The following is a 22,834-nucleotide window of genomic DNA, read 5'->3' as shown; positions in this document are numbered from 1 at the left end:
TACAGATTAGGAGCATAACAAGTGCGGGGACATCCAATTTATATTTTACGTATTACTGGTTTTCTAGATGGTATTTCATTGCTATTATTACTAGGTATCGCTATGCCCTTGAAGTATATTTGGGGGTTAGAACAAGCCGTGACGATTATGGGAAGTATTCACGGGGGGATTTTCAGTGTATATGCATTAACTATACTTTATGCTGCAATTCGAGTGAAGTGGAGCCTGCTTTGGCCTGCTGCAGCAGTAATCGTAGCTTTTATACCATTGGGCAACTTTTTGCTCGACTGGAAACTGAAGAAGGTACAAACCCAATTTACTGTAAAACCTTTTAACTATGCCCTGTTAGTGTACAGTATCGTATTCTTTTCTTTTATTGATTTATTCGCACAGCTGCCGGTCATGAGTACATTTGCGACTTCCGTCGGCGCCAGTTCGTTTATTGTAGGTATTGTCGTTGGGCTTTATTCATTAACTAATACGTTCGGCAACATTTTGTCTGGTATTATGACGGATAAGATCGGACCGTTCAAAATATTAATGATTGGATTGCTTTTAACAAGCAGCGCCCTGCTGCTTTATCATTTCGTTGACTCGCCTTCAGTATTGATAGTCGTTCGAATCATACATGGTTTTGTGGCCGGATTAATTGTTCCAGCTGCGTTTACATTCTCTGCGAATACAACATTAAATGATCAGCAAGGGAAAAAAGTTGCCTTCACCGGTACATTTGTTGGACTAGCCGCCATTATCGGCCCTGCTTTTAGCGGAATAATGGCAAGCAAAACTTCTGTACCATTCGTCTTTACTTGTGTAGCTATATTAGGTTTTTCACTCGCCATCCTGTCAGCTATTTTTCTAAGCAAGTACAAGCCAGTGAAGAAAGAACAGGACAAAACGGTCGTACAAGCTGCAGGCTCGTTCTTCAATGCAGGTGTTGTAAAAGCTTATGGCGGTGCCTTTTTCTTAATGTTCTCACAAGGCGTAATCGCTTATTTGTTGCCCTTGCATGTTCAAACGCTTGGATATGATTCGAAATTAAGCGGCACATTAATGAGCACTTTCGGGATCATTGCCGTTCTCATATTTGTACTTCCTACAAATCGAATTTTTGATCGCGTTTCCCCTTCAAGAACGATGGCATTAGGTATGGGTTTAATGGGATTAAGTCAGCTGTTTATTAGCCAATCATCGACGACATTGTCACTTTATTTTGTGTTAGGACTATATGGAGTCGGCTTTGCCTTCTTGTTCCCTTCGATCAATACGATGCTCATTAGAGCTACGCCGGCAGAACTTCGCGGTAAAGCTTATGGTTACTTCTACGCCTTCTTCTCTCTAGGTGTTGTTGCAGGCTCATCTGTTCTGGGTTGGCTTCCTTTCAACATTATCGAGGGGTTTATATTCACCGGAATCATCCTGCTGCTATTTGCAGTATTCGTCACCTTTAACAAACAAAAAGAGCATGCTTTGAATCACTAGTTCACTGCTACAAAAAGACAGCATCCAATAGGAGGCTGTCTTTTTGTATGTTGATTCTATTGGAAACTTGACAACGTTTAAATCTCCTCTTAAGATGTAAGTATCTCGTTAATCGAGATACTTGATATGAGAGAATCTTTGATAACCACAAATATCCAAACTCATTCTCTTAAAATCTTTAATACAAAGGGTGAGAAATCATGGCAATCCTCATTTTATACGCTACAAAATCAGGAGCAACTGAGCAATGTGCAAAAATATTATCAGAAGAGCTTTCTGATAGCACCATTTGCAATATTGAAATAAACAAGCCGAATATCGAGGAATTTGATCGCATTATTTTAGGCGCTGGAGTACGAGACGGAAAAATATATAAACCTATTCGTGATTTTATCAAAAAAAATCAAAATGAATTGCTTAATAAAAGTATGGGCTACTTTATATGCAACGAAAAACCTAAGAAAACAGAAGAAATAATAGATCAAAATTTTTCTGAAGATTTAAAAAAAGCAGCTATTTGTATGGAGTCATTTGGCGGGTATAAGGCTTATGCTGCACCAGAAAAAGATGCTGATCAACTAAAAGGAATTTTCGTGGAAAAAATAAAAGCTTTTTCTGAAAAGTTTAAACAATTAACGAATTAAATGAATCAAAATGCAGTTAAAAAACTTTCTAGCGGGATTCGTTAGGGCATTCCCCCACTCTAGCCGCAATAATCACCGATAGATAATCTACAATCATTTCTCGGGTAACATTCATTTCGATAAGATATAAATCTGCCAGTGTTCTTTTTAATCCCATGACCATTTCTTTATCAGCTGTATCTGCCAGAACTGGTGTATACTCCACCAAAAATACAGTTCTTGCAACATCATACAAAAAATCTCCATGGCACACATTCATAAAATCTATAACCTTTGTCTGACCATTGGATAGTAATATATTACCCGGATGAAAATCACCATGACAAAGTGTATCTCCATCTTTTAATTTATATAGGATTTCTAATACGCCCTCTTGTTCCATTACATTAGCCGTTGGCGCGTTTAATATATGGTATTTTAAAAATTGTTTGTAGTCTGGTACATTGCTAACTCTGTTCTGAAGGATCGACTTATGCAGCTTTGACATATGTTCTGCACATCCCTGGAGATCACCTGTTTTTAAAACCCAATCCAACAGTGATTCACCCTCCACTCTGTCATATATAATACCCATTCGCTCTTCACAACTAATCATTTCATATGCCTTTGGTTTTGCGAAGTTCATATCATTAATTGCCTTTGCGTTTTGCAACTCTTTTTCTACTGCATTTTTTGGATAGCCCTGAGCGAAAAGCTTAAGCACTGTACCTTCTTCCCATTCATATACAGTTGCTGTATTGCCTTCACCGATTATTTTCCCATATTTCAATCATGTCACCCTGCCTTTCAAAATAGCTATTTCTTTACATCATTTAAATGTATCATCTCTGCCGTCTTAGTTTAAGACATTGGTGGGGCCCAGCAGGACCCCCCTGTACTCAACGCTTCTAAGCTATGTCCGGCGCATATAGGCACGGACCGTGATGGGAGCAAAGATCGCTACGATGACAACAGATCCGATCAGAGAGATAGCAAGATCCCAACCTACTGTGCCAGAGTTGGTCAGATCTCGGACGGCACTGACGAGATGCGATACCGGATTGATGTTAACAAACCACTGGAGCCAGTTAGGCATCGTATCGACCGGAACAAAGGCATTAGAAAGAAACGTCAGCGGAAACAGCACTAGCATCGATATCCCCTGTACACTTGAGGCAGTACGGGCAATGACACCGAAGAAGGCGAAGATCCAGCTAATAGACCAAGAGCAGAAGATGACAAGAAGTGCAGCGATGGCGACATGATCCAGTCCTCCATCAGGACGATAGCCCATGATATATCCCATAGTTAAAGTAAGCACAGTTGCAATGGTATACCGAACGGTGTCTGCGAGCAAAGCTCCAGCGAGCGGTGCTATCCGTGAGATAGGCAGTGACTTGAATCGATCAAACACACCTTTGTCCATGTCCTCACGCAATTGAACGCCTGTAACGACTGAGGTCGTGATCACCGTTTGTACTAGGATTCCAGGAATGATGACCGGTAAATAACTTAATACGTCACCGGAGATGGCACCGCCAAAAATGTAGGTAAACATTAAGGTAAAGATGATAGGTTGGAGTGTCACATCAAACAATTGCTCAGGTGTGCGCCGAATCTTAAGCAGGCCTCGATAGGCCATGGTCAATGAATTGCGTACCGTCTGACCGAAGCTCGTATGATTTTTCAGCTCACGATCAAATCCCGATTTAATTATAGCGCTTTTCATACGTTTACCGCCTCCGCTTTATTAGATACATCGGACGAGAGTGAAGCTTCCTCTTTAACACCATGGCCTGTGATGGTTAAAAACACCTCATCTAGGGTCGGTTTCTGCACACTCATTTCTGCCAAGTGAATACCCCGCTCTCGGAGAGCGATAAGCAGGTCTGTGACCAGATCGGCATTCGCCATCGGCGCAGTAATCTTTCCGGCTTCGTATAATACAGTTGACTGGGTTTTGAGCACCTTTTCAACGGTTTGACGGGCTTCCTCGATGTCCAGCGGGTTTAAGACGCTCAAGTGCAATGACGAAGTTCCCACTGACGCTTTCAATTCATCCACAGTACCCTCTGCGACAACCCGGCCACGATCGATAACCGCGATCCTATCCGCCAGTTGATCTGCCTCATCAAGATACTGCGTCGTTAGCAATACAGTTGACCCCGTCTTCACCAGACGGCGAATCGTATCCCACATCTGTGCACGCGTACGCGGATCAAGTCCAGTAGTCGGCTCATCCAAGAAGATAAGCGGCGGTTGTGCAATAAGGCTCGCCGCCAAATCCAATCGGCGACGCATGCCGCCGGAAAAGTTTTTCAACGGCCGCTTCGCTGCCTCTGTCAAACCAAATTCCTCAAGCAGCTCCTCAGCTTTACGCCTCGCCTCTACTCTTCCCAGCCCTAGCAGCCGAGAGAAGATGATCAGGTTTTCAGTAGCGCTAAGTGACTCGTCGACGGATGCGTACTGGCCGGTCACTCCGATTAATTGACGGACAATCTGCGACTCCTTTACCACATCGTGCCCGAAGATTCGCGCCGAGCCTGCGTCCGGACGCAGTAAGGTTGCGAGCATACTAATCGTTGTGGTCTTGCCTGCTCCATTGGGACCAAGCACGCCGTAAATAGAACCGACGCGTACATTCAAATTAACGCCATCCACCGCACGATTTCCGCCAAACGATTTTACGAGTCCGTTCGCTTCAACAGCCCAATCACCATGGATTGGCTCTATTTTCTTCTTGTTTACATGAACCATTGCAATTCCTCCTATATAACGGTTAATAAAGTGATGGTAACGCACATTTGTAAACTGAATTTAAACAAAGATTGATCCGCAATTGAAATCTTATGCTCTTGAAAGGTATATAATCAAAAAAAGTCCCTATTTCTCTGCTCAAGCAGAAAAATGTGGACTTTTTCAGTGCACCGGTCTACTTACTAATTACAATAGACAACTTATAATTAACATGATTGTTTAATTCGGTTAAAAATAGGTCTAATTCAAGGTTGGATGGAAATTTGCACTCTAGAAGATAACAACCATCCCCGCTAATTTTATAATTGTTCATAATGAATGGCTGCTGTTTTTCGATAAAGGTCAAATAGGGCTTGTGTTCGGTACCTTTTGTATAAATATTTATAAATGAGTGGATCGCATATCCTGCTTTATGTTGATTTAGATTAATGGTATATCCTTCTATTACACCTTGTTCTTCTAATTTAATCACTCTTGATGCAGTTGCCTGACCGGTCAAATGAACTTTCTCACCTAATTGTTTCATTGTGATACGACCATTCATTAATAGCTCTTCCACAATTCTTTTATCCGTATGATCTAACAAAATAACAACCTCTTTCATTATTCAAGTTATATTTGTAAACACTTGATTTTATTTATGTACAGCAGTCTTCCTTAAATATTATCCTATAAATGTAGATTATTTAAGGAGGAAAACAAAATGAATATTAGACAAATACGGAACGCAACAATGATTATAAATTATGCAAATAAAACCTTTTTAATCGATCCCTTCTTAGCGAAAAAAGGAGCTTATCCACCGTTTCCAAATACTTTGAATCAGGATACATTTAACCCGACAGTAGATCTCCCCATCCCAATCGAAGAAATTATTGATGCTGATGTCGTTATTGTCACCCATTTACATCCTGATCATTTTGATGCCGCGGCGATCGAAGTATTGCCTAAAGCTATTAGAATTATTGCACAGTCTGAAGAAGATGTCGCAGTAATAAAAAAAGCAGGATTTCAAAATGTACAATCGATAGATCGTATTTCGAGTATTGATGGCATTAGCTTAACTAGAACAAACGGAAAACATGGCATTGGCGAAATTGGAAAGATGATGGGAGAGGTTTCAGGAGTTGTCTTTAACCATCCGGATGAAAAAACACTATATCTTGCAGGAGATACAATATGGTGCAATGATGTCGAGGATAGCATTAGACTGCATCATCCCGAAGTAATCATTGTAAATGGGGGCGCTGCACAATTTCTTCAAGGTGATCCTATCATTATGACGAAAGAAGACATCTATCAAACCTATTTGGAAGCCCCGCAATCGACGATTATCGTTTCCCATATGGAGGCTCTCAACCACTGCTTATTAACTAGAAGTGAACTAAAAACATTCCTTGATGAAAAAGAACTATCAAAACATATTTTAGTACCCAATGATGGTGAATCTATCACTTTTTAAATAGAAAAACACGTCTTAATTACGTGATAAGGCTGTCGAGAGACTCTCGACAGCCTTCATTATGTCTAATTTGTTTAATAAAATACCATCGAGGACATGTTCCAAAGGTTCACTCTGAAGCTAATTATTTTGTTCCATAACCTTGTAGACACAGTTTCTTCCGCCCGCCAAAATATGTTCCACTCGTTCGATATGAACACTACTCCCAAGAACGGTTTGAAAGAGACTTAACTCATTTTTACATAACCCGGCACAGGCAGCTGCAGCTTCGCAGATCGGACAATGCTTTTCAATAAACAATAAGCCCCCATCCCCTTGATCCTTGATCTCAGCCATATAGCCTTCTTTTGTGCGAATATCAGCTAGTTTCTCCAGTTTGCTGCTTAAGCTAGGTTCCCCGCCGAGTTGCTGAAGATATTGCTCTTGCATATTTTTATTCCGAACAGCCAGCAGCTTGTCCAGCCCCTCAGTTCCGAAAGCCTCTTTCATTGAACGAAGCAGACTAACTGACAATTCCGAATACCCGCTTGGAAAGAACCGATCCGCTTCAGGCGTTAATCTCCACAGCTTTGCTGGCCGGCCCATAGGACGGGCTTCCTCTTCATAAGTCACTAATCCTTCTTCTTTCAGAGCATTTAAATGCTGACGAATAGCCATTCCAGATAGCAAAAACTCAGAGGATAGTGCCATAACATCCATACCTCCCTGCTGCTTTAGCATATCAATGATTCCTCTTCGCGTCTTTGTTGAGGAATCCTTGTTCGTTTGACTTCCGCTCATTTTAGGGCCCTCCTTTTAAAGCAACCGACTCTATATCACTCTCTACATTTTAAACATAAATATTGACAAAGTCAAAACTTAACTGTAGCCTGAACTTTATAAAGAAATATGTTTACTAAGTATCCGGATATGGTGTATACATAAAAAATTTTCTTGGAGGTTCTATGTTATGTCTAATCATCAAAGCATTTTCAGTCCGCGTTATTTTGCACTATCGATAGGAATTATTTTGTCAGTAATGGCAGTAGGATTCGAAGGCTTAGCAGTAACAACGATCGCCCCTTCCATCGCAGGTGATTTGAATGGTATTCAGCTGTTTGGTTGGATATTTAGCACTTATCTGCTTGCCCAAATTGTTGGCACCTTGGTTGTTGGTCGTATTATTGATAAAAAAGGACCTGCAGCACCGTTTACTCTTGCACTTGTTTTGTTTATCGTGGGGCTGATCGCAGCCGCGACTGCCAGCGACATGTACGTCATGATATTGGCACGAGCGATGCAAGGCCTTGGTGCTGGTGCTATGATGACTTGCGTATATACCGCTATATCCTTAAGCTATCCTGATGAATTACGTGCCAAAATACTCGGTGCATTCGGTACAGCCTATGTTCTTCCGTCCATGCTTGGTCCATACATTGCCGGTTTGATTGCAGAACAGTGGTCTTGGCGGTTTGTATTCTGGGGCATATTACCGATTTTAGTTCTGTCTGCACTGCTTAGCCTGCCAGCCTTTAGGAAGTTAAAGGTAAAAGGCACAAAAGAGGGGAATGGAGCCACTGCAACGTGGATGGCCTTATTTTTAACGATAGGTACAGGGATTTTCTTAGTTGGTCTTGGCATGCTGCCAAAAATTATAGGGGCTGTTTTAAGTATTGTCGGATTAGCATTAATGTCATATCCACTGCGCAAGCTGCTGCCTAAGGGAACCCTTATATTCCGAAGAGGGATGCCCTCTATTCTAGCGACACGTGGACTATTCTTCGCTGCATATGTCAGCACACAAAACTTTTTAGTATTAGCTCTAATCGATATAAAAGGCATTAATCCAGCTCATGCCGGATTAATTGTAGCCAGCGCAGCACTAAGTTGGTGTCTCTTTGCTTATCTGCAAGGTCGCTGGGATACGGCAGACCAAGGTCGTGGGCGTAACAGAAGAATTATTCTGGGTGTGCTGCTGCTTACACTAGGATTTGCATTTGTATTTTGGATTCCAACCGTAACCGTTGCTTTAGCCGTTATTGGGCAAATTATTGCGGGGATCGGGATGGGATTATCACATCCAACGAGCGGTGCAGTGGCATTTGCTCATACTGATGAAGAAGGAGCTGGCGAGACCTCCGCTAATCTGCAATTTGCGGATTCTTTTACACCGGGTGTGGTCATCGGTATAGGCGGTGCGATCCTAGTCGTTAGTCAGGCTGCAGGAATGACGATGCAAGCCGGATTAATTGTAACGATGGGATTTAATCTTGTGCTAATATTAATGAGTTTATTCGCGAGTATTCGCATCAAGTCTGAAATGCCAATTAGTAAGCTAAGCGGTATGAAGTGATCTATCACCAAATCTCTGCAGCTCCCTATACCTTCCGGTTCGAATGGAAAGAAAAGAGAGCGGATACCACTCCGCTCTCCCCGTTCGTTATTCCATTATTTCAAAACCGTTTCCGCTCTTTTTTGTGCATCGTCGAGAATTGCTTTAATATCGCCTTTGGTCATAATCGACTTCGTAACAGCATCACCCCAGATTTGCCACGCTTTCGAGTTATCCTTGGCGAATGTCGGTAAGCCTTGTACGTTTCCGCTCATCGCTAGATAATGGGTGTAGAGCTCCGGATGATCTTTTTGATAGGCCTCCGACTCCGCGATCTCCTTCAAGATTGGGGAACGAACATTGGAGTCAGCAACGAGCTGCTGAATATCCCTGCTGAACATGGCACGGATATATTCAAAGGCGGCTTCCTTGTTTTTGGAGTCCTTCGGAACAGAATGGAATGCGGCTCCGATCGTAATATTGCCTGCTTTGCCATTCGGCGAAAGTGGAATTGGAGCCATTCCGACATCAATTTTGTTATTTCTCGCCTGCTGAGACTGCCACGGTCCATCGATAAGATAAGCAAGCTGTCCCTTGGACCAAGCGTCAAAGTAAGATCCTTCGTTCGTATTTACCATAAGTCCCGGAGCATGGCTGGCATTCAACTCCCGAAGCAGAGAAACCGTTTCGATATTTGCATCGCTGTTAAAGGTAGCCTTTCCGTCTGTTGCAAATGCTCCACCGTTGATCATCATCAGAGCGCCGTAGCGCAAGTAACCGCCGAAGTTAGCCCCCGCATAAACACCGCCGCCATAAAATTTTCCTTTGCCGGCTTCCGTAACTTTCTTCGAGTTTTCAACTAGTTCCTCCCAGGTGGTCGGAGCCTTTTCTGGATCAAGTCCAGCCTGCCTTACCAAATCCTTGTTCCAGAACAAACTACTTACGCCCGGTTGAGCGGCGAGGCCATAAATATCGCCGTTATACTCCATCGGTTTCCAAGCAGCATCCGCTACGTTTGCCCGGATCTCATCGGCCAGGCTGTCTGGGAAAGGCTCCAGCAGCCCTTGCTGAGCAAATCCGTTCATTTGTGTTTCTCCGACAATGATATCTGGCATATTTTTGGCGAGAAATCCTGCCGTTTGCTTCTGGATCAGAGCCTCTCCCCAGCCCCAGTCCTCCGTAACGGCTTCGATATTTTTATCCTTCAGCATGTTGTAAATGATCGTCTGATAATGCAAATTGAACGTATCCGCCTCGAACGCCTTGCCAGGCGTATAGCTAGTATCAAGTTCTTTCCCCTTCAGTTCCGCTTCCTTTGGAGCTAACAGCTCCCCAAGTTTACCGCTACCGATACCTGTTGCTCCTTCATTCAGCACCTTAATCGTCGCCGTTTGCGTAGACACTGTTGTGTCCTTAGACTCCGGATTCGCTGTCGGACTCACGGTTACGTTGTTTCCTCCATCAGAACATCCTGCCAGAGCCGTGACGAGAAGAGCGGAAACCGCCCATTTGGTTACCGTTTCTTTTTTCATGTTAACCCCTCCATCGCAATATGTAATGAGTTGATTGTTTTTCGTAAATAAATCATATCATCATTTTAAATATATTCAATATGATTTATATAGATTACTCAAAATTTTTTACCCTTTGATGCCGGTGTTGGCCAAACCTTGAACAATATACTTCTGGAAGAAGAAGAAGATCAGCAAAGCAGGAATCGTCGTACCCAGCCCAAGCGTAATGATCATTGGATAGTTAGGAATACCAACAGGACCTATGGCCGCTGATGATAATCGCGTAATGGCGGAAGGGAGCGTCTGCAGAGTGTCGCTGCTAGTATAAAAGAACGGTGTCGCAAAGTCATTCCAGGTACCGAGTGCCGTCGTGATCGCGATAAAAGCCATAATTGGCAGCTGGAGAGGCAATAGAATTTGAAAAATAATCCGCAGCGCCCCTGCGCCGTCCATCTTCGCCGCTTCATCCAATTCATATGGAACCTTCTCAAGCGACTGCTTGACGAGAAACATTCCCATAATGTTAATCGCCGGTCCACCAAGAAGGTAAACCCACCACGTATCCAAAATCCCTGTCCCTCCGGTAAATATATCGTTTCCTCCTGCGAACGGCCAACGAGCGAGCTGAAGATAAGTTGGAATAAGGGCAATGGTTCCCGGAATCATCTGAGTCGCAAGCAGCGTAAGAAACAACCCTTCTTTTCCTTTAAATTTCAACCGTGCAAAAGCATACCCGGCCAAAAAAGCGGTAAGCATAGCAAAAAATGTGCTGTACAAAGTACGATAAAGGGAGTTCATAAAGTAAAGTCTTGTTGAAGTTTCCGATGAACCTTTAAACAAAATCAAGTAATTTTCAAAAGTAGCCTGCTTGGGAATCGGAAAAAAACCGAGTATGCTGGTCGTAAATTCCTCTTTCGTAAAAAAGCCGGACAAAATCATGAAGATCAGAGGATAAAAAAGAAGAAATCCCACTCCGCCCAGAACAAGATGCGCAAAGACGGAGCTTACTTTCAGCTTGCGTCCCGGTTTCGCGTGTATAGGTGCAGAAGCCACAATTTATTTCCCCCTCTTTAAAGGTATCGTGTTGCCGCGATCTCCCTTGATGGACCATCGATAATAAAAGACGGTGGCCGTGAACACGATAACCGCCATTACCAGGGATGAAGCGCCTGCCATGCCGAGGTTGAAATCCCAGAATGCGTCGCGGTAGATCCGGAAGACGAGCACTTCAGTCTGACCATAAGGACCGCCGCCGGTAATAAACATAACTTGTTCATAAATCTGGATAGCACCGATCAGACTGGTAATAACAATGAAAGTGGCAATCGGCTTCAATCCGGGAATGGTTACATATAGCAGCTTCTGAAAGCGGCTTGCGCCATCAATTTCTGCCGCTTCATACAAAGTTACATCCACGGATTGCAGACCGGCCAGCCAGATCAAAGCCGCTCCTCCAACCCCTTTCCAGACCGAGTAAACAACAATCCAAAAAACACTCCAAGGTACAGAAAATTGCCAGATAACCGGTTCCTTCCCAATTGATCTGAGAAAGTTGTTGATGACCCCATTATTGGGATCAAGAAAGATATTAAAAATCTGTGTTGTGGCTACAGTAGATGTTACAGCCGGAATATACCAAATCGACCTGTATATTCCTTTTCCGAAAAGCGGCATGTTCATCAGGAGGGAGGCGCCGAAGCCAGCTAGAAGCGTTACACCTGAAACAAGAGCCCCCATCCATACGGATCTCAACAATGCATTGTAGTATAGAGGGTCCTGGAAAAAACGAACATAATTATCAAACCAAATAAATTTAGGTTGACCCTGTATACCGATCCATTCAAAAAAACCGAGAGCAAAACCAAATAGCGTCGGAAACCCAGATACGACCAACCACCAGAAAATCATTGGCCCAAGAATAGCAGCAGCCATCAGGCTATCCCGATGCCGAACTAGAAAGCGCTTACGTTTCGTTTCTTTCAACGGAACCGTTCGTTTCAACGGAACAGTTTGTTCCATCCCTTCTCCCCCTATCATTCATAATCATATTTAATATATACAATATTATTTATATAGTCAATATGTTTTAGACAAACAAAAAAGACTCTGATTTTTAGTTCAGAGTCTTTCTCAATGAGTAACTATATTACACTCAAGCTTCTAACTGACCCGTCGAGGATCTCACGACCAGTTCCGGTTTCTTGATCATTTTGTTGTACTTATTGCCTTGCTCCTTGCCCTCCAGCAGCTTGACCAAAATCTCGGCTGCCTCTCTCCCCATCATTAACTCCGATTGGGAGATATGCGTGAAAGAGCCAAATTCGTCAAAGCCTGAAGATGGATCGTCAAACGTGACAATAGAGATGTCTTCCGGCACCCTCAGACCAATCTGCCTGGCTACATAGGAAATATAAATCCCGAGTCTGGCATTGAGAGTGATGTAAGCTGTCGCCATCCGACTGCGAATGAAACGATAGAGGGGATGCTCTTCCCTGATATCCGAGTAATCCACCTGAAAGTCCGTCAGGATCATCGCTGGATTAATCATGACTCCTTTTAGCTTCAAAGCCTCCAAGTAACCAGCAATCCGGTCGTTGACGGTAATTGTCGGAAGCGGCGTATCCGAGCAGATTGCAATATCCCGGTGCCCGAGCTCCCAAAGATGATTTAGCGCGAGCTTTGCCCCTTCCATGCTATCTGTACAAACAAAATTCGTTTCCACGCCAGCAAAACATCGGTCAATGAGCACAAAAGGATAATTCCGAAGTTTTAACGCAAGAATTTCCTCGTTGTATGTCTGCGCATCGCAGGGAAATATGATTAATCCGGAGGTTCCTCCTGAAACATTTTCCAAAATCAGACTCTTCTCGGTTTCTATGCAGTTGTTGCTGAGAGCCACATACAAATAATATCCTTGCTCCATCAACACATCGTTTATACCCGATATCAGGCGGATAGCGAAAAAATCTTGCAACGTCGGGATGATCAGGGTGATCTTCTTCTCCTTCTCCCTCCCAACAGCCTGCTCCGAATTCACCAATTCTTCGCCGACAACCTCCTTAACGAAGCTTCCCCGACCAGGAATCCGGTAGATCCACCCCTCCTTAGCCAACTGAACAAGTGCGGTCGCAATCGTAATTCGACTGACCTCAAATTGTTCCATCAATTCCTTATCCGAAGGAATTTTATCATCGTTCTTCAACTGCCCAGTTCTTATTTGTTCCTGAAAATATTCCTGAATTTGCCTATACAGTGGTTGGCGATCATTTTTCATTTTTATCTCCCCAAAAATCTTTTTATGTATGTTTAGTATATCATTTATAGCTAGATTTCGGCCAAATAAGTAAAATGAAACATCCGTTGGAGGTCGAAGACCCCAGCAAGTACAAGATGAAGGTGACAAAACCGTTACCACCATCATACAGTACCTATAAAACTAGGCCAACCAGACGTTTCTGGCTGACCTAATGATACGAAGAATCTTTCACTTAACACACCTTCACACTATTGCGCCAACGGATCAATCGGCAAATTTTTGCTCTCACGAATCAATTGAAAGTACGTATCAGGCCGAACAAAAACGATGTCCTTGTTTTCCTTGAACATATTATAAGCATTCACAAAGTTTTGATAACGAACTTCCCATGGATTAGCCTGAATGCTTACAAAGAGAGGCGATTTCCGATCCCATTTTTCAATCGCTTTCTGAATGGGGAAAATCAAGTCCCCTTCCGAGGAACCATAGACGACATCCAGCTCTTGACCAGGCATAGAGTTTTGGTAGGTCTCAATAGTGCCGGTGCCACCCTGCGAAGTAAAACCGAGAAGCGATGGAGCCTTCTCCGCTATGCTGTTTCCAACATTCGGATTCGTTACTCCTTTGACCGTATTCCAGACGGTAAGCACACGCAATCCTCCTCGCTTCATATAATCATCCGTGCGGGAGAAAAAGCGGTCTAACCCCTTTTGATCGTGCCAGAAATTCGGGTAGGTATATCCGAGACCCGTCGGACCGGAAATAAGAGCATCGTTTTCTGTTGCCGTTTTGTGAAGATAATTCAAAATCCCCGGCATTGCGTCTAGCATCAGAGGTGATACTGTCCAGCCGATCGGAACTTCCCCCCGGTTCGGCAATGCCCACAGTTTACTGAAATAGTGCTCCATATACTGAAGGTTATCCCCGTCACTCATAACATAAGACACATATACTTTATTTTCCAGTGGCGGTTTATCCGGAATTTTCGCCGGTGTGATCGTTCTGGAAGTACCGCTGAGAACAGAAAGATTGGAAGAGAAATCCGCTGCCACGGTAGCCAAACCGAACTCTGAGGTTTTTGATACCCCTTTCCCTTCATCCGGCCACCACCCAAGATAAAGACCGCTTCCATATGGCATATTCTTCATGAATTTGTTTAGTAGAGCCTCTTCCTCCGGAACATTAGGGTTGAGCCATACGATGGCTGCCTCCATTCCCATCGCATAGTCCCGCAAATGTATCTTGATGTCAGGCGTCAGCCCAACGAGAACCCGATGGGTAGTTTCGGGCCAATACTTATCATAAAGAAATTCATACACCTCAATATTGGTTTTGAATTTACCCCGCAGATCTTCCAGAACCGGTAGTTTATAAGGATCACCGGTAAGCTTCTCCACCAGCGAAGGCGGAACGACGATCGCGCTTTTCAAACCAGCAATGGTCGTCGCTAAGTTATAAGTATCCTTAACTTCTGGATCATAAATGACTATACCGCTTATTTCAGAGCGGTATTTGGTCAGTAACTCCCAATTATTTCTAATTTTATTGTAGCCCAGTCCGAGCGCCGTCAACCATGATGTTCCTTCGTCGCTGCGGCTATCGTCATAAATGCGCGGTTTTGTTTTATTAACCACGCCCTTAAGAGTTTCGAACATCCCAACTTCCTCTTCCCTCATCGGAGAAGTGATCTGAACATCATACAGCTTTATCGTCGACTTCCCCGTCCAGACAACGCTGAATTCAAGCGCCTGACCAAGGCCGGGAGAGGTGAAAGGAACCTCAAAATCTTGTGATGCGTTTTCGTTTCGGAAATCCCAGTTTGTAACTTCCAATGACCCCAGAACTGTACCCGTCGCCTGATCGCGGATTTCAAGCTCGGCCACATTTCCATTCTCATCTGCAAATCGATCCACACTCATATAAAACACCGCTTTGTTGTCGCCTTCGGGTACATCCGTTATCGTTTTGGAGTTAAATAGCACCCCCGATTTATCTGTACCCGCTGTCGCGATCCAACCATCCCCATCCACTTTTCCGATCTCATGACCATATTCCGCGTCCTCTGCCTCATAGATCAACTTGTTGTAGAGGCTGATAAGGTCAAGAGTTGGTGCTGGTTCTGGAAAGGATGGCAGAGCCTGGTCTTCCGGCCAATGAACACCCCCTTTCTTCTCCGGCCATATCGAATAGACCATAAATGCAATTGCTATTGCGAGTACAATTGAAATAATGCCAATGGCTTTCCTAGGCAACTCGTCTCCCCCTTTATAAACCATTTTCATAAATGTAGTCTCCAAAAGAAAAACATCGGTCTAGCTCGAATTCTAGTTATACAGGCGGGCTTCTGACCAAATTCAAAACCTCCTTGCCGATTCTTCGACATTCACCGATTGACACTGTATAAAAAGACACTTTGATCACCATCAGTATAACGATGGAATTAAATATATTCAATATAATTTTATAGATGAAAATTAAATTTGTCACAGCAGTATACTCCTTGTAAATTGTAAATATAGGTTGTTTCAACGATTTTAGTGCTATCAGGTGAGAATTAGCATGATTTCCTTTCCCATTTCAGACCATATCAAAGATACGAAACTATATTTCATTAGAAGCTTTTGTTAAACCCTTAAAATGAACACAAATAAATATATTCAATATAATTTAATGAAAGTATCATTACCCACTTATTGCAATGCATCCAACGAGGAGGTGAATCCCCCTGGACATTCCATCCTATTAAAACAAAAAACCACGTCTGAGGACGTGGTTTAATTGAAGAGCATTGACTTCTTGTTTTGCGATGATTCCCATATTCACTGAGCTCGTACTTTTGTTAAAACTCGAGAAGAACAATGAATGGATTGCCCCTCCTAGCCTATTCATTCAGGGTCATCAAAAAATCGTAGTTTTTTTCTAGACAATGCGAGGAAAGTGAGCTACACTTTGTTAGAATTTGGCAAGATCATGAGCAGATTGGAGCAAAGTGTAGATGCGTATTGCTGCAGATATGAAACGTTTCTTGCAGGTCGATGGTGCAGGAAAAATGCTTTTTACGCTATTTTGCTATGGCATCGGCATGGGAATTCTAGCTCCGATGAACGCCATTTATTTAAGTGAGAGCATCGGACTGTCAAAAAGTGAAGTCGTATCCATCTTCGTTGTATCGCTGCTGCTCAATATGGGAACTACGATCACAGTCGGACTGTTTAGCGATAAGCTGCGCAGCAGAAAAAAACTGGTAATTGCCGCAGCTTCACTATGTCTTATCGGTTTGTTAATTTACATGCGTGCTGAAGGATATGTTCAGGCACTGATCGGAATGTGTGTTGTGAGCGCTCCGTCCGGACTAATTATGGGGCAATTGTTCGCTATGTCTCGGAATCATTTTGCCAGGCTGGCCGGGGATATTGTAGAGATGGCTCAAATTTGGCTGCGCGCGGGCTACAGTGTTGGATTTTTTTGCGGTTTGCTGGCAGGAGCGAATTTGTATTTGATCGCTACGTTTCAAGGTGTGTTATGGGGTAATTTTGCAGGTTACGCAATGCTCGTTATCCTGCTAATGTTCTATCGGGAACGCTCTGAAGAGAAAAAACAAACCAGTCTGGGGGCGAGCGAACCCCTTTCCGTCATCATGCTGATCGCGCTGCTGCTTCTTGCATGTGCGGATGCGATTCGCGGATTGTACCTGCCGCTTGTCGTTAAATCGTTGTTTGGCAAGCCGGAGTACATGTCTTATATTTGGAGCTCCCAAGCCGTATTCGAGCTGTTGTTCATGACCATTGCCGGTTATTGGGCGGCGAGATACGGGAGCAAATTAATTATATTACTTGGTGGCTTTGGGGCGCTTATTACCTATTCAATTTATGCCTTGCACTCGCCATTGATCGTTTTTTTCCTCATCCAGCCGATTTATTCTTTTTTTGTATCCATCCTGTATGGAGTGGCGATGGGGTATGTTCAGCGCATGTTCGCAGGTCGGACCGGATTCGGCGCGAGTTTGTATGTCTTCATTTCACTAACGGCATCATTGATCGGATATTTATTACCACTTTTTATCGAAGGGTATGATTCATCCATATTTGTCATTCCGATTGTGCTCGTATTTATTTCACTAACAATTATTTCTATTGTGCTAATTCGGGAACGCCGTACGTCAAAGCCTCTTCAATCGCTACAATAACGAAACAAGCCTCGAGCCCATTCGGGTTCGAGACTTGTTTTAGGCTCGCGTGCCTCATTTAAAGGACTTCACTTTTGAGTCTCCGTTAAAGCCTGTATACCTAGAGCTACCGCACCGCACAAACCTGCATTATCACCAAGCAATGGCGCAACAATGAAATCTTCGATATGATTCACTATTTCGCTGGCATTCACATATCCATTTAAGTTCTTCTGTACGTTAGAGCGGATCAGTGGAAATAGATGCTGTTGTTTCATTACACCTCCTCCAAGAATGATCCTTTTTGGAGACAACATTAGAATAGCAGCTGTTACACCTTGAGCGATATAGAATGCTTCGATCTGCCACGCTTTATGATCTTGTGCGAGCTGTTCGCTCTTCCTATTCCATCTCATTTCGAGCGCTGGCCCTGATGCCATTCCCTCTAAACAATCGTCATGATAGGGACAAAGACCGTCAAAACTATCTTCCGGATGTCTTCTCGTTAAGATATGTCCACCTTCCGGGTGCACTAGTCCATGTATCAACTTCCCTTCCGTGTAGACGCCCATCCCAATACCTGTTCCCACGGTATAATAGACACAGCTGTTAAGTCCCTTAGCGGCACCCCAAGTCGCCTCTCCGAAAGCAGCCGCATTGACATCCGTATCCCATCCGTAAGGCACCTTAAACTCACTTTCTAGTTTTTTCAAGAAAGGATATCCTGACCAACCCTTCTTCGGAGTCGTGGTGACATAACCATAATAGGGGCTTGTACGATCAATGTTAATGGGGCCAAAACTTCCAATTCCTATGGCATCCACATGACGATCACGAAAGTATTCAATGACGTTGGCTAGCGTTTGTTCCGGTTGCTCAGTGGGAAAGCTTACCCTTTCCTCAATCTGTCCCTCTTTATCTCCGATTCCGCAAACGAATTTAGTACCGCCAGCCTCAATCGCTCCAATGCGCATGCAGCTTCCTCCTAGTGAATGATGTGGGAGTGATCGTCAGACTATTATTCACAATAATCTATTTTTTATCTGGCTATACAAGAAGCAAGCGGTTCGCCACGCGAACCGCTTGCGCATTCTTCACCTGATAGACCTATAAGTAGTTAAGCTGTTTTAATAGAAGCTAACCTAACTTAAATATTTCGAACCGCCGGAGCTGAATACGATCCCCAGAAGCATATAACCCCAATCCGTTTGCTTCTGGCTCAGGAAATATTAAATCGGTTATGACCGCTATCCCATCATTTACAAACACTTCTATCGAGGAGCGATCCACAAAGATATGCAGCTTAATCGACTCATTCTCTGTCACGAGCTTCACCGCATGGGTCCCGGCAAAATCCTCTTGAAAATCAATGATTCCAGACAATGTACGGTCTACAAATATTTCATTTCGAGTGGCCTCATAGCCAATCACCGTTTGCTGAGAATCAGATGTTCGAACCCTTATTTCGAAAGCATCCGTTATGCCAGGCATGAATTCCGCAATCATTTCAAAGCTGTCCAGCTCCAAACCTGATAGGCTTAACTGAGCTTCTTCGAGTGATGACTCTTTGAGCGATAGGATAGGAGTTCTGATTTTCTCCAATTCCTGAATAGGCTTTTGGATCAGCCTGATTTGATCATGTCGGGATTCCAGTGCCAAAATCCTTGGAATGGTCATCGCACTTCTCCATCCCTCCGTCGGTGTTACATTGGCATATTTCCCATTACTCATCCAAGCTAGGTATATACGGCGTCCATCTTCATCAGGGATATCAGACCAACTGACCCCAGCGTAATTGTCTCTGCCGTGATCCAGCCAAAGTATGGTGTCAGATGGGTTATCGTTTACAAATGAATGGCCATCGAAATCCCCGATAAAATATTGTGTCCGGGATCCTTCAATATGCTCAGGTCCAGATCCAACACTGACGAGCATAACCCACTTCGTGCGGGAAGGATCATCATCAACGGAAAGTGGAAATAAATCAGGACATTCCCATACCCCATCGTGCGAACCGTTGCCTTGACCAAATTCACTAGCAAAAGTCCATTCCTTCAGATTGCTAGAGTGGTACAGACATACCGTTTGGCCTGATGCCAGTATCATTACCCATCGCTTCGCGTCAGGATGCCAGAATACTTTGGGATCCCGAAAATCAACGAATCGATCGTTTTCAAGAACAGGATTATCACTATACTTGATCCAGCTTTTCCCGGAATCAACACTGTACGCCAAGCTCTGGCGCTGCCTTACGAGGTCAGTCCCTGGCACTGTGTCATGGTGTGTAAATATCGCTACTAATCCAGGCTCACCCTCAAAGAAACCCGACGTGTCCTCCCAGTCTACAACTGCACTTCCTGAGAAGATCGTCCCATTCTCATCCGGATATAAGGCTATAGGACGATGTTCAAAGTTTACCATATCAGAACTGATTGCATGACCCCAATGCATTGGCCCCCACGTTGTGCCATTCGGATGATGCTGATAGAACAGATGGTATTCTCCATTAAAGAACACCATCCCATTCGGGTCATTCATCCAATTCTGTTCAGGTGTGAAATGATATTTCGGTCTAAATTTATCCATACTGTTACCTCCTATTCGTATACTATTTTTACTTCTGGTTTGCTTGGTAACGATCATAGGCTACTTGCACATAACCGATAAACTCGGAGAGCCCTGCCTTCTCAAGCTCTTTTTTATAGGAATCCCACTCCTTATCAATGCCACCATCAGTAATCCACTTTTTACGATTAGTGTCGATAAGACCATAAATCTGAGGTGACAGAAGTGCCATCTTATCCGCCGTTTCTGCATCATAGAACAGTGTATGAGGAATATACGGATCGTTAAAATGCTTATCTAGATATCCAACCGTTTTCATATCATTCAGAATATCTTGTGCATCCTGTGGATACTCAACCACCGAATCATAGTAATCAGTCAAGATGGCTACTGGAGAGTTACCTTGAATGGTATTTCTCGCACGCATATCGTTATAGGTATCGAGTCCGTCCTTCAATGTATCAAATACCATTACACCTTTCTCGTTCTTTTTGTACTGATAATCAAGTGGTCCCCAGTTCGTCTGAACAGACCACTCTGGATCGTACATTTTATCGACCCAAGCCAGTACCGCCTTAGGATTCTTGTTCTTCGTTGTCAATACAAAGGCGAGAGGATTGTGCATCTCAACCAAGTTCTCCCGACCGCCATACTCCCCTCCAGGTCCCTTCATATATGGGATCGGCACATAGTCCTTAGCTACCTTCTCACCTGCCACATCCAGGACCGAGAAATGTACGACGGACCCCACTGTCACTACCTCGTCCCTGAGCTTAGCCTGAAGTTTAGGTCCGTCAGTGATTGTGAACTCAGGATCAATGAGCCCCTCCTTATACATTTCATGGAGATAATTAATGCCTGTTTTATAGGCTTCTGTTGAAGCTGTGTTGAAAATTTTCCCATTGCTATCAAGGAACATGCTATCTCCACGATCGACTTGACCCCATAATCCGAAAAACTGACCGAAATCGGCATTGTTTCTCCATGATCCAATACCAGAATTCGCTCCTTTGTTAGCTAGAGATAACCCAATCTCATCTTTAATACCATTTCCATTCATATCATTCTCAACAAACTTCTTTAAGGTATCGCGATACTCATCGATTGTAGTTGGAACAGGTAGATTAAGTTTATCCAACCAAGGCTTATAGATGGAAAGAATCCCTTGGTTCGTTATAAGACCAAACATTTCTTCAATATAGGGCAGCCCATAGATATGTCCATCCGGCGCTGTGATAAGAGCCCGATATTCTGGTCGTTGATCTAGTACTTTAGAGAAGTAAGGCATCTCGTCTATATAGTCCTCAATCGGGAGGAATATACCTGAATTGACGTTTTTCATCACTTTTCCGATACTCATTGTACCTAGAAATGCTTCTGGCAAGTTGTTGCCAGCGAGCATCAGATTAATCTTTTCATCGGCTGATTCAGACGGTACTTCTTCCCACTTTATCTTTACATTCGAGGGAGCTACCTCACTATATTTCTTATACCAAATCATTTCATCTACCGGTAAATTACGAGGATCCTTAGCGCGTACAATGGTAATGCTTGTATTCGCATCAGGATCTGCCGGTTCAGAAGTATTATTACTTCCTGTATTGCTTTTCACGTTATCTGTGTTGTTCGAAGCGCATCCTGCGACTAAGCTTACTGATAAACTCGCAATCAATAATCCTTTAATCCATTTTGCTTGGTTCATTGTCTCTTGACCTTCCCTTCGAATAATAGAATTTTTATACTATCCTCATGGCGTTCTGAGCTTAAGTAACAGGATCACCCCCTTAGCAGACCCAACTAATTACCCTGCTGCATCATCCCTTAATTGATCCAATCATTACACCCTGTGTAAAATATTTCTGTACGAACGGGTAAACGATTAGCAACGGCAAGCACGACACAACGATAACTCCATACTTCAATTGCTCCGCGATACGCTGCTTCGCTGCTAATGACATAGGGTCGATGACCATTCGAGATCCTGTTTCATTCATAATCAACAAATTTCGTAGAATAACTTGCAGCGGAAACTTCTCTGTACTGCTCAGATAGAGCAGAGGCTCAAAGAAAGAATTCCAATGGCCAATCCCATAAAATAGCGCCATGACTGCAATGATCACTTTGGATAAAGGCAATGCGATGGAGAAAAAGAATCTGAAGTCCGAACATCCATCCATAACCGATGCTTCTAACAATTCATCCGGAATGTTGCTCTGGAAATAAGTGCGAGTAATGATGATATTCCAGACTGATGCGGCGACTGGCAGCGTTATGGCCCATATGGTATCCAGCATGCCAAGCTTGGAAATAAGCAGATAGGTTGGAATAAGTCCTCCACTAAAAAACATGGTAAAAGCAAATAACATCATAATCGGAGCTTTTCCTGCAAGTCCTTTTCGAGACAGCGCATACGCACAAGGAATTGTCACTGCTAGATTAATAAAGGTTCCGATTAATGTGTACACTATGGAATTGATATAACCATCCCATAACGGCTTATACTCGAAAATTTTCTTAAATCCGTCTAAATAAAAAGATTTGGGGAAAATCAGTAGGCCGCCCCTATTAACCTGATCAGGATCCATAAAGGATGCTAGTAATACAAAATAAAGCGGATACAAAATAGCAATGGCAATCATACCCATGAACACATAATTAAACAGGTTAAATATTCTGTCGCCCATTGATTGGCTTTTCAC

General features: G+C 43.4%; 19 protein-coding genes. 5 read left to right on the top strand and 14 right to left on the bottom strand.

Annotated elements, in window-relative coordinates; translation table 11 throughout:
* Positions 1–21: 21 nt before the first annotated feature.
* Both AC787_RS05590 and AC787_RS05585 read left to right on the top strand, forming a co-directional pair.
* Entirely contained in the window at positions 22–1,482 is a 1,461-nt protein-coding gene (locus tag AC787_RS05590) for an MFS transporter (RefSeq protein WP_054023874.1), read from the top strand.
* Between the two features lie 200 nt (positions 1,483–1,682).
* Positions 1,683–2,126 (top strand): flavodoxin domain-containing protein, encoded by a 444-nt coding sequence (locus tag AC787_RS05585; RefSeq protein WP_054023873.1) that lies wholly within the window; start codon positions 1,683–1,685, stop codon positions 2,124–2,126.
* A 28-nt stretch (positions 2,127–2,154) separates the two neighbouring features.
* On the opposite strand, the gene AC787_RS05580 is transcribed toward AC787_RS05585, so the two are convergent.
* From AC787_RS05580 to AC787_RS05565, 4 genes are all read right to left on the bottom strand, one after another.
* Complete coding sequence (locus AC787_RS05580; RefSeq protein WP_054023872.1) at positions 2,155–2,895, bottom strand: aminoglycoside phosphotransferase family protein; 741 nt, start codon at positions 2,893–2,895, stop codon at positions 2,155–2,157.
* A gap of 123 nt (positions 2,896–3,018) precedes the next feature.
* Positions 3,019–3,834: an ABC transporter permease gene (locus AC787_RS05575; RefSeq protein WP_054023871.1), complete on the bottom strand. Its 816-nt coding sequence runs from the start codon at positions 3,832–3,834 to the stop codon at positions 3,019–3,021.
* Positions 3,831–4,862: an ATP-binding cassette domain-containing protein gene (locus tag AC787_RS05570; protein WP_054023870.1), complete on the bottom strand. Its 1,032-nt coding sequence runs from the start codon at positions 4,860–4,862 to the stop codon at positions 3,831–3,833. The genes AC787_RS05575 and AC787_RS05570 overlap by 4 nt, the downstream gene beginning before the upstream one ends.
* A 175-nt stretch (positions 4,863–5,037) precedes the next feature.
* Positions 5,038–5,448 (bottom strand): Lrp/AsnC family transcriptional regulator, encoded by a 411-nt coding sequence (locus tag AC787_RS05565; protein ID WP_054023869.1) that lies wholly within the window; start codon positions 5,446–5,448, stop codon positions 5,038–5,040.
* A 117-nt stretch (positions 5,449–5,565) separates the two neighbouring features.
* On the opposite strand from AC787_RS05565, the gene AC787_RS05560 reads away from it, so the two are divergent.
* Complete coding sequence (locus AC787_RS05560) at positions 5,566–6,324, top strand: MBL fold metallo-hydrolase (protein WP_054023868.1); 759 nt, start codon at positions 5,566–5,568, stop codon at positions 6,322–6,324.
* A 120-nt stretch (positions 6,325–6,444) separates the two neighbouring features.
* Here AC787_RS05560 and AC787_RS05555 read toward each other — a convergent pair whose 3' ends face one another.
* Complete coding sequence (locus AC787_RS05555; protein ID WP_054023867.1) at positions 6,445–7,104, bottom strand: helix-turn-helix transcriptional regulator; 660 nt, start codon at positions 7,102–7,104, stop codon at positions 6,445–6,447.
* A gap of 169 nt (positions 7,105–7,273) precedes the next feature.
* On the opposite strand from AC787_RS05555, the gene AC787_RS05550 reads away from it, so the two are divergent.
* On the top strand, positions 7,274–8,656 hold the full coding sequence (locus AC787_RS05550; RefSeq protein ID WP_054023866.1) for an MFS transporter: 1,383 nt from the start codon (positions 7,274–7,276) through the stop codon (positions 8,654–8,656).
* 95 nt (positions 8,657–8,751) lie between these two features.
* Here the strand turns inward: AC787_RS05550 and AC787_RS05545 are convergent, their stop codons facing one another.
* The 5 genes from AC787_RS05545 to AC787_RS05525 form a co-directional block, all read right to left on the bottom strand.
* The gene (locus AC787_RS05545) at positions 8,752–10,167 is read right to left on the bottom strand and encodes an extracellular solute-binding protein (RefSeq protein WP_054023865.1); all 1,416 of its coding nucleotides are present in this window, start codon (positions 10,165–10,167) and stop codon (positions 8,752–8,754) included.
* Between the two features lie 108 nt (positions 10,168–10,275).
* The gene (locus tag AC787_RS05540; RefSeq protein WP_054023864.1) at positions 10,276–11,202 is read right to left on the bottom strand and encodes a carbohydrate ABC transporter permease; all 927 of its coding nucleotides are present in this window, start codon (positions 11,200–11,202) and stop codon (positions 10,276–10,278) included.
* A gap of 3 nt (positions 11,203–11,205) precedes the next feature.
* Positions 11,206–12,168, bottom strand: a complete 963-nt coding sequence (locus AC787_RS05535; protein ID WP_054023863.1) for a carbohydrate ABC transporter permease — start codon at positions 12,166–12,168, stop codon at positions 11,206–11,208.
* A 133-nt stretch (positions 12,169–12,301) separates the two neighbouring features.
* Positions 12,302–13,423, bottom strand: coding sequence for a GntR family transcriptional regulator (locus AC787_RS05530; RefSeq protein ID WP_054023862.1), 1,122 nt, complete (start codon positions 13,421–13,423; stop codon positions 12,302–12,304).
* Positions 13,424–13,653: 230 nt separating this feature from the next.
* The gene (locus AC787_RS05525; RefSeq protein ID WP_054023861.1) at positions 13,654–15,687 is read right to left on the bottom strand and encodes a GxGYxYP domain-containing protein; all 2,034 of its coding nucleotides are present in this window, start codon (positions 15,685–15,687) and stop codon (positions 13,654–13,656) included.
* A gap of 713 nt (positions 15,688–16,400) precedes the next feature.
* Here AC787_RS05525 and AC787_RS05520 point away from each other — a divergent pair.
* Complete coding sequence (locus tag AC787_RS05520) at positions 16,401–17,591, top strand: MFS transporter (protein WP_054023860.1); 1,191 nt, start codon at positions 16,401–16,403, stop codon at positions 17,589–17,591.
* Between the two features lie 68 nt (positions 17,592–17,659).
* On the opposite strand, the gene AC787_RS05515 is transcribed toward AC787_RS05520, so the two are convergent.
* From AC787_RS05515 to AC787_RS05500, 4 genes are all read right to left on the bottom strand, one after another.
* A complete protein-coding gene (locus tag AC787_RS05515; RefSeq protein ID WP_054023859.1) occupies positions 17,660–18,544 on the bottom strand; it encodes an ROK family protein in 885 nt (294 codons plus the stop codon).
* Positions 18,545–18,707: 163 nt separating this feature from the next.
* Complete coding sequence (locus tag AC787_RS05510; RefSeq protein ID WP_054023858.1) at positions 18,708–20,156, bottom strand: glycoside hydrolase family 32 protein; 1,449 nt, start codon at positions 20,154–20,156, stop codon at positions 18,708–18,710.
* Between the two features lie 28 nt (positions 20,157–20,184).
* Positions 20,185–21,837 carry an extracellular solute-binding protein gene (locus AC787_RS05505; RefSeq protein WP_054023857.1) on the bottom strand — a complete coding sequence of 551 codons (1,653 nt, stop codon included), beginning with the start codon at positions 21,835–21,837 and terminating at the stop codon, positions 20,185–20,187.
* A 112-nt stretch (positions 21,838–21,949) separates the two neighbouring features.
* Entirely contained in the window at positions 21,950–22,834 is an 885-nt protein-coding gene (locus tag AC787_RS05500; RefSeq protein WP_414730933.1) for a carbohydrate ABC transporter permease, read from the bottom strand.

Origin of the sequence: Bacillus sp. FJAT-28004, assembly GCF_001280845.1 — a bacterium.
Classification (GTDB): Bacteria; Bacillota; Bacilli; order Paenibacillales; family Paenibacillaceae; genus Pristimantibacillus.
This window is presented reverse-complemented; position numbering and strand designations above follow the sequence as displayed.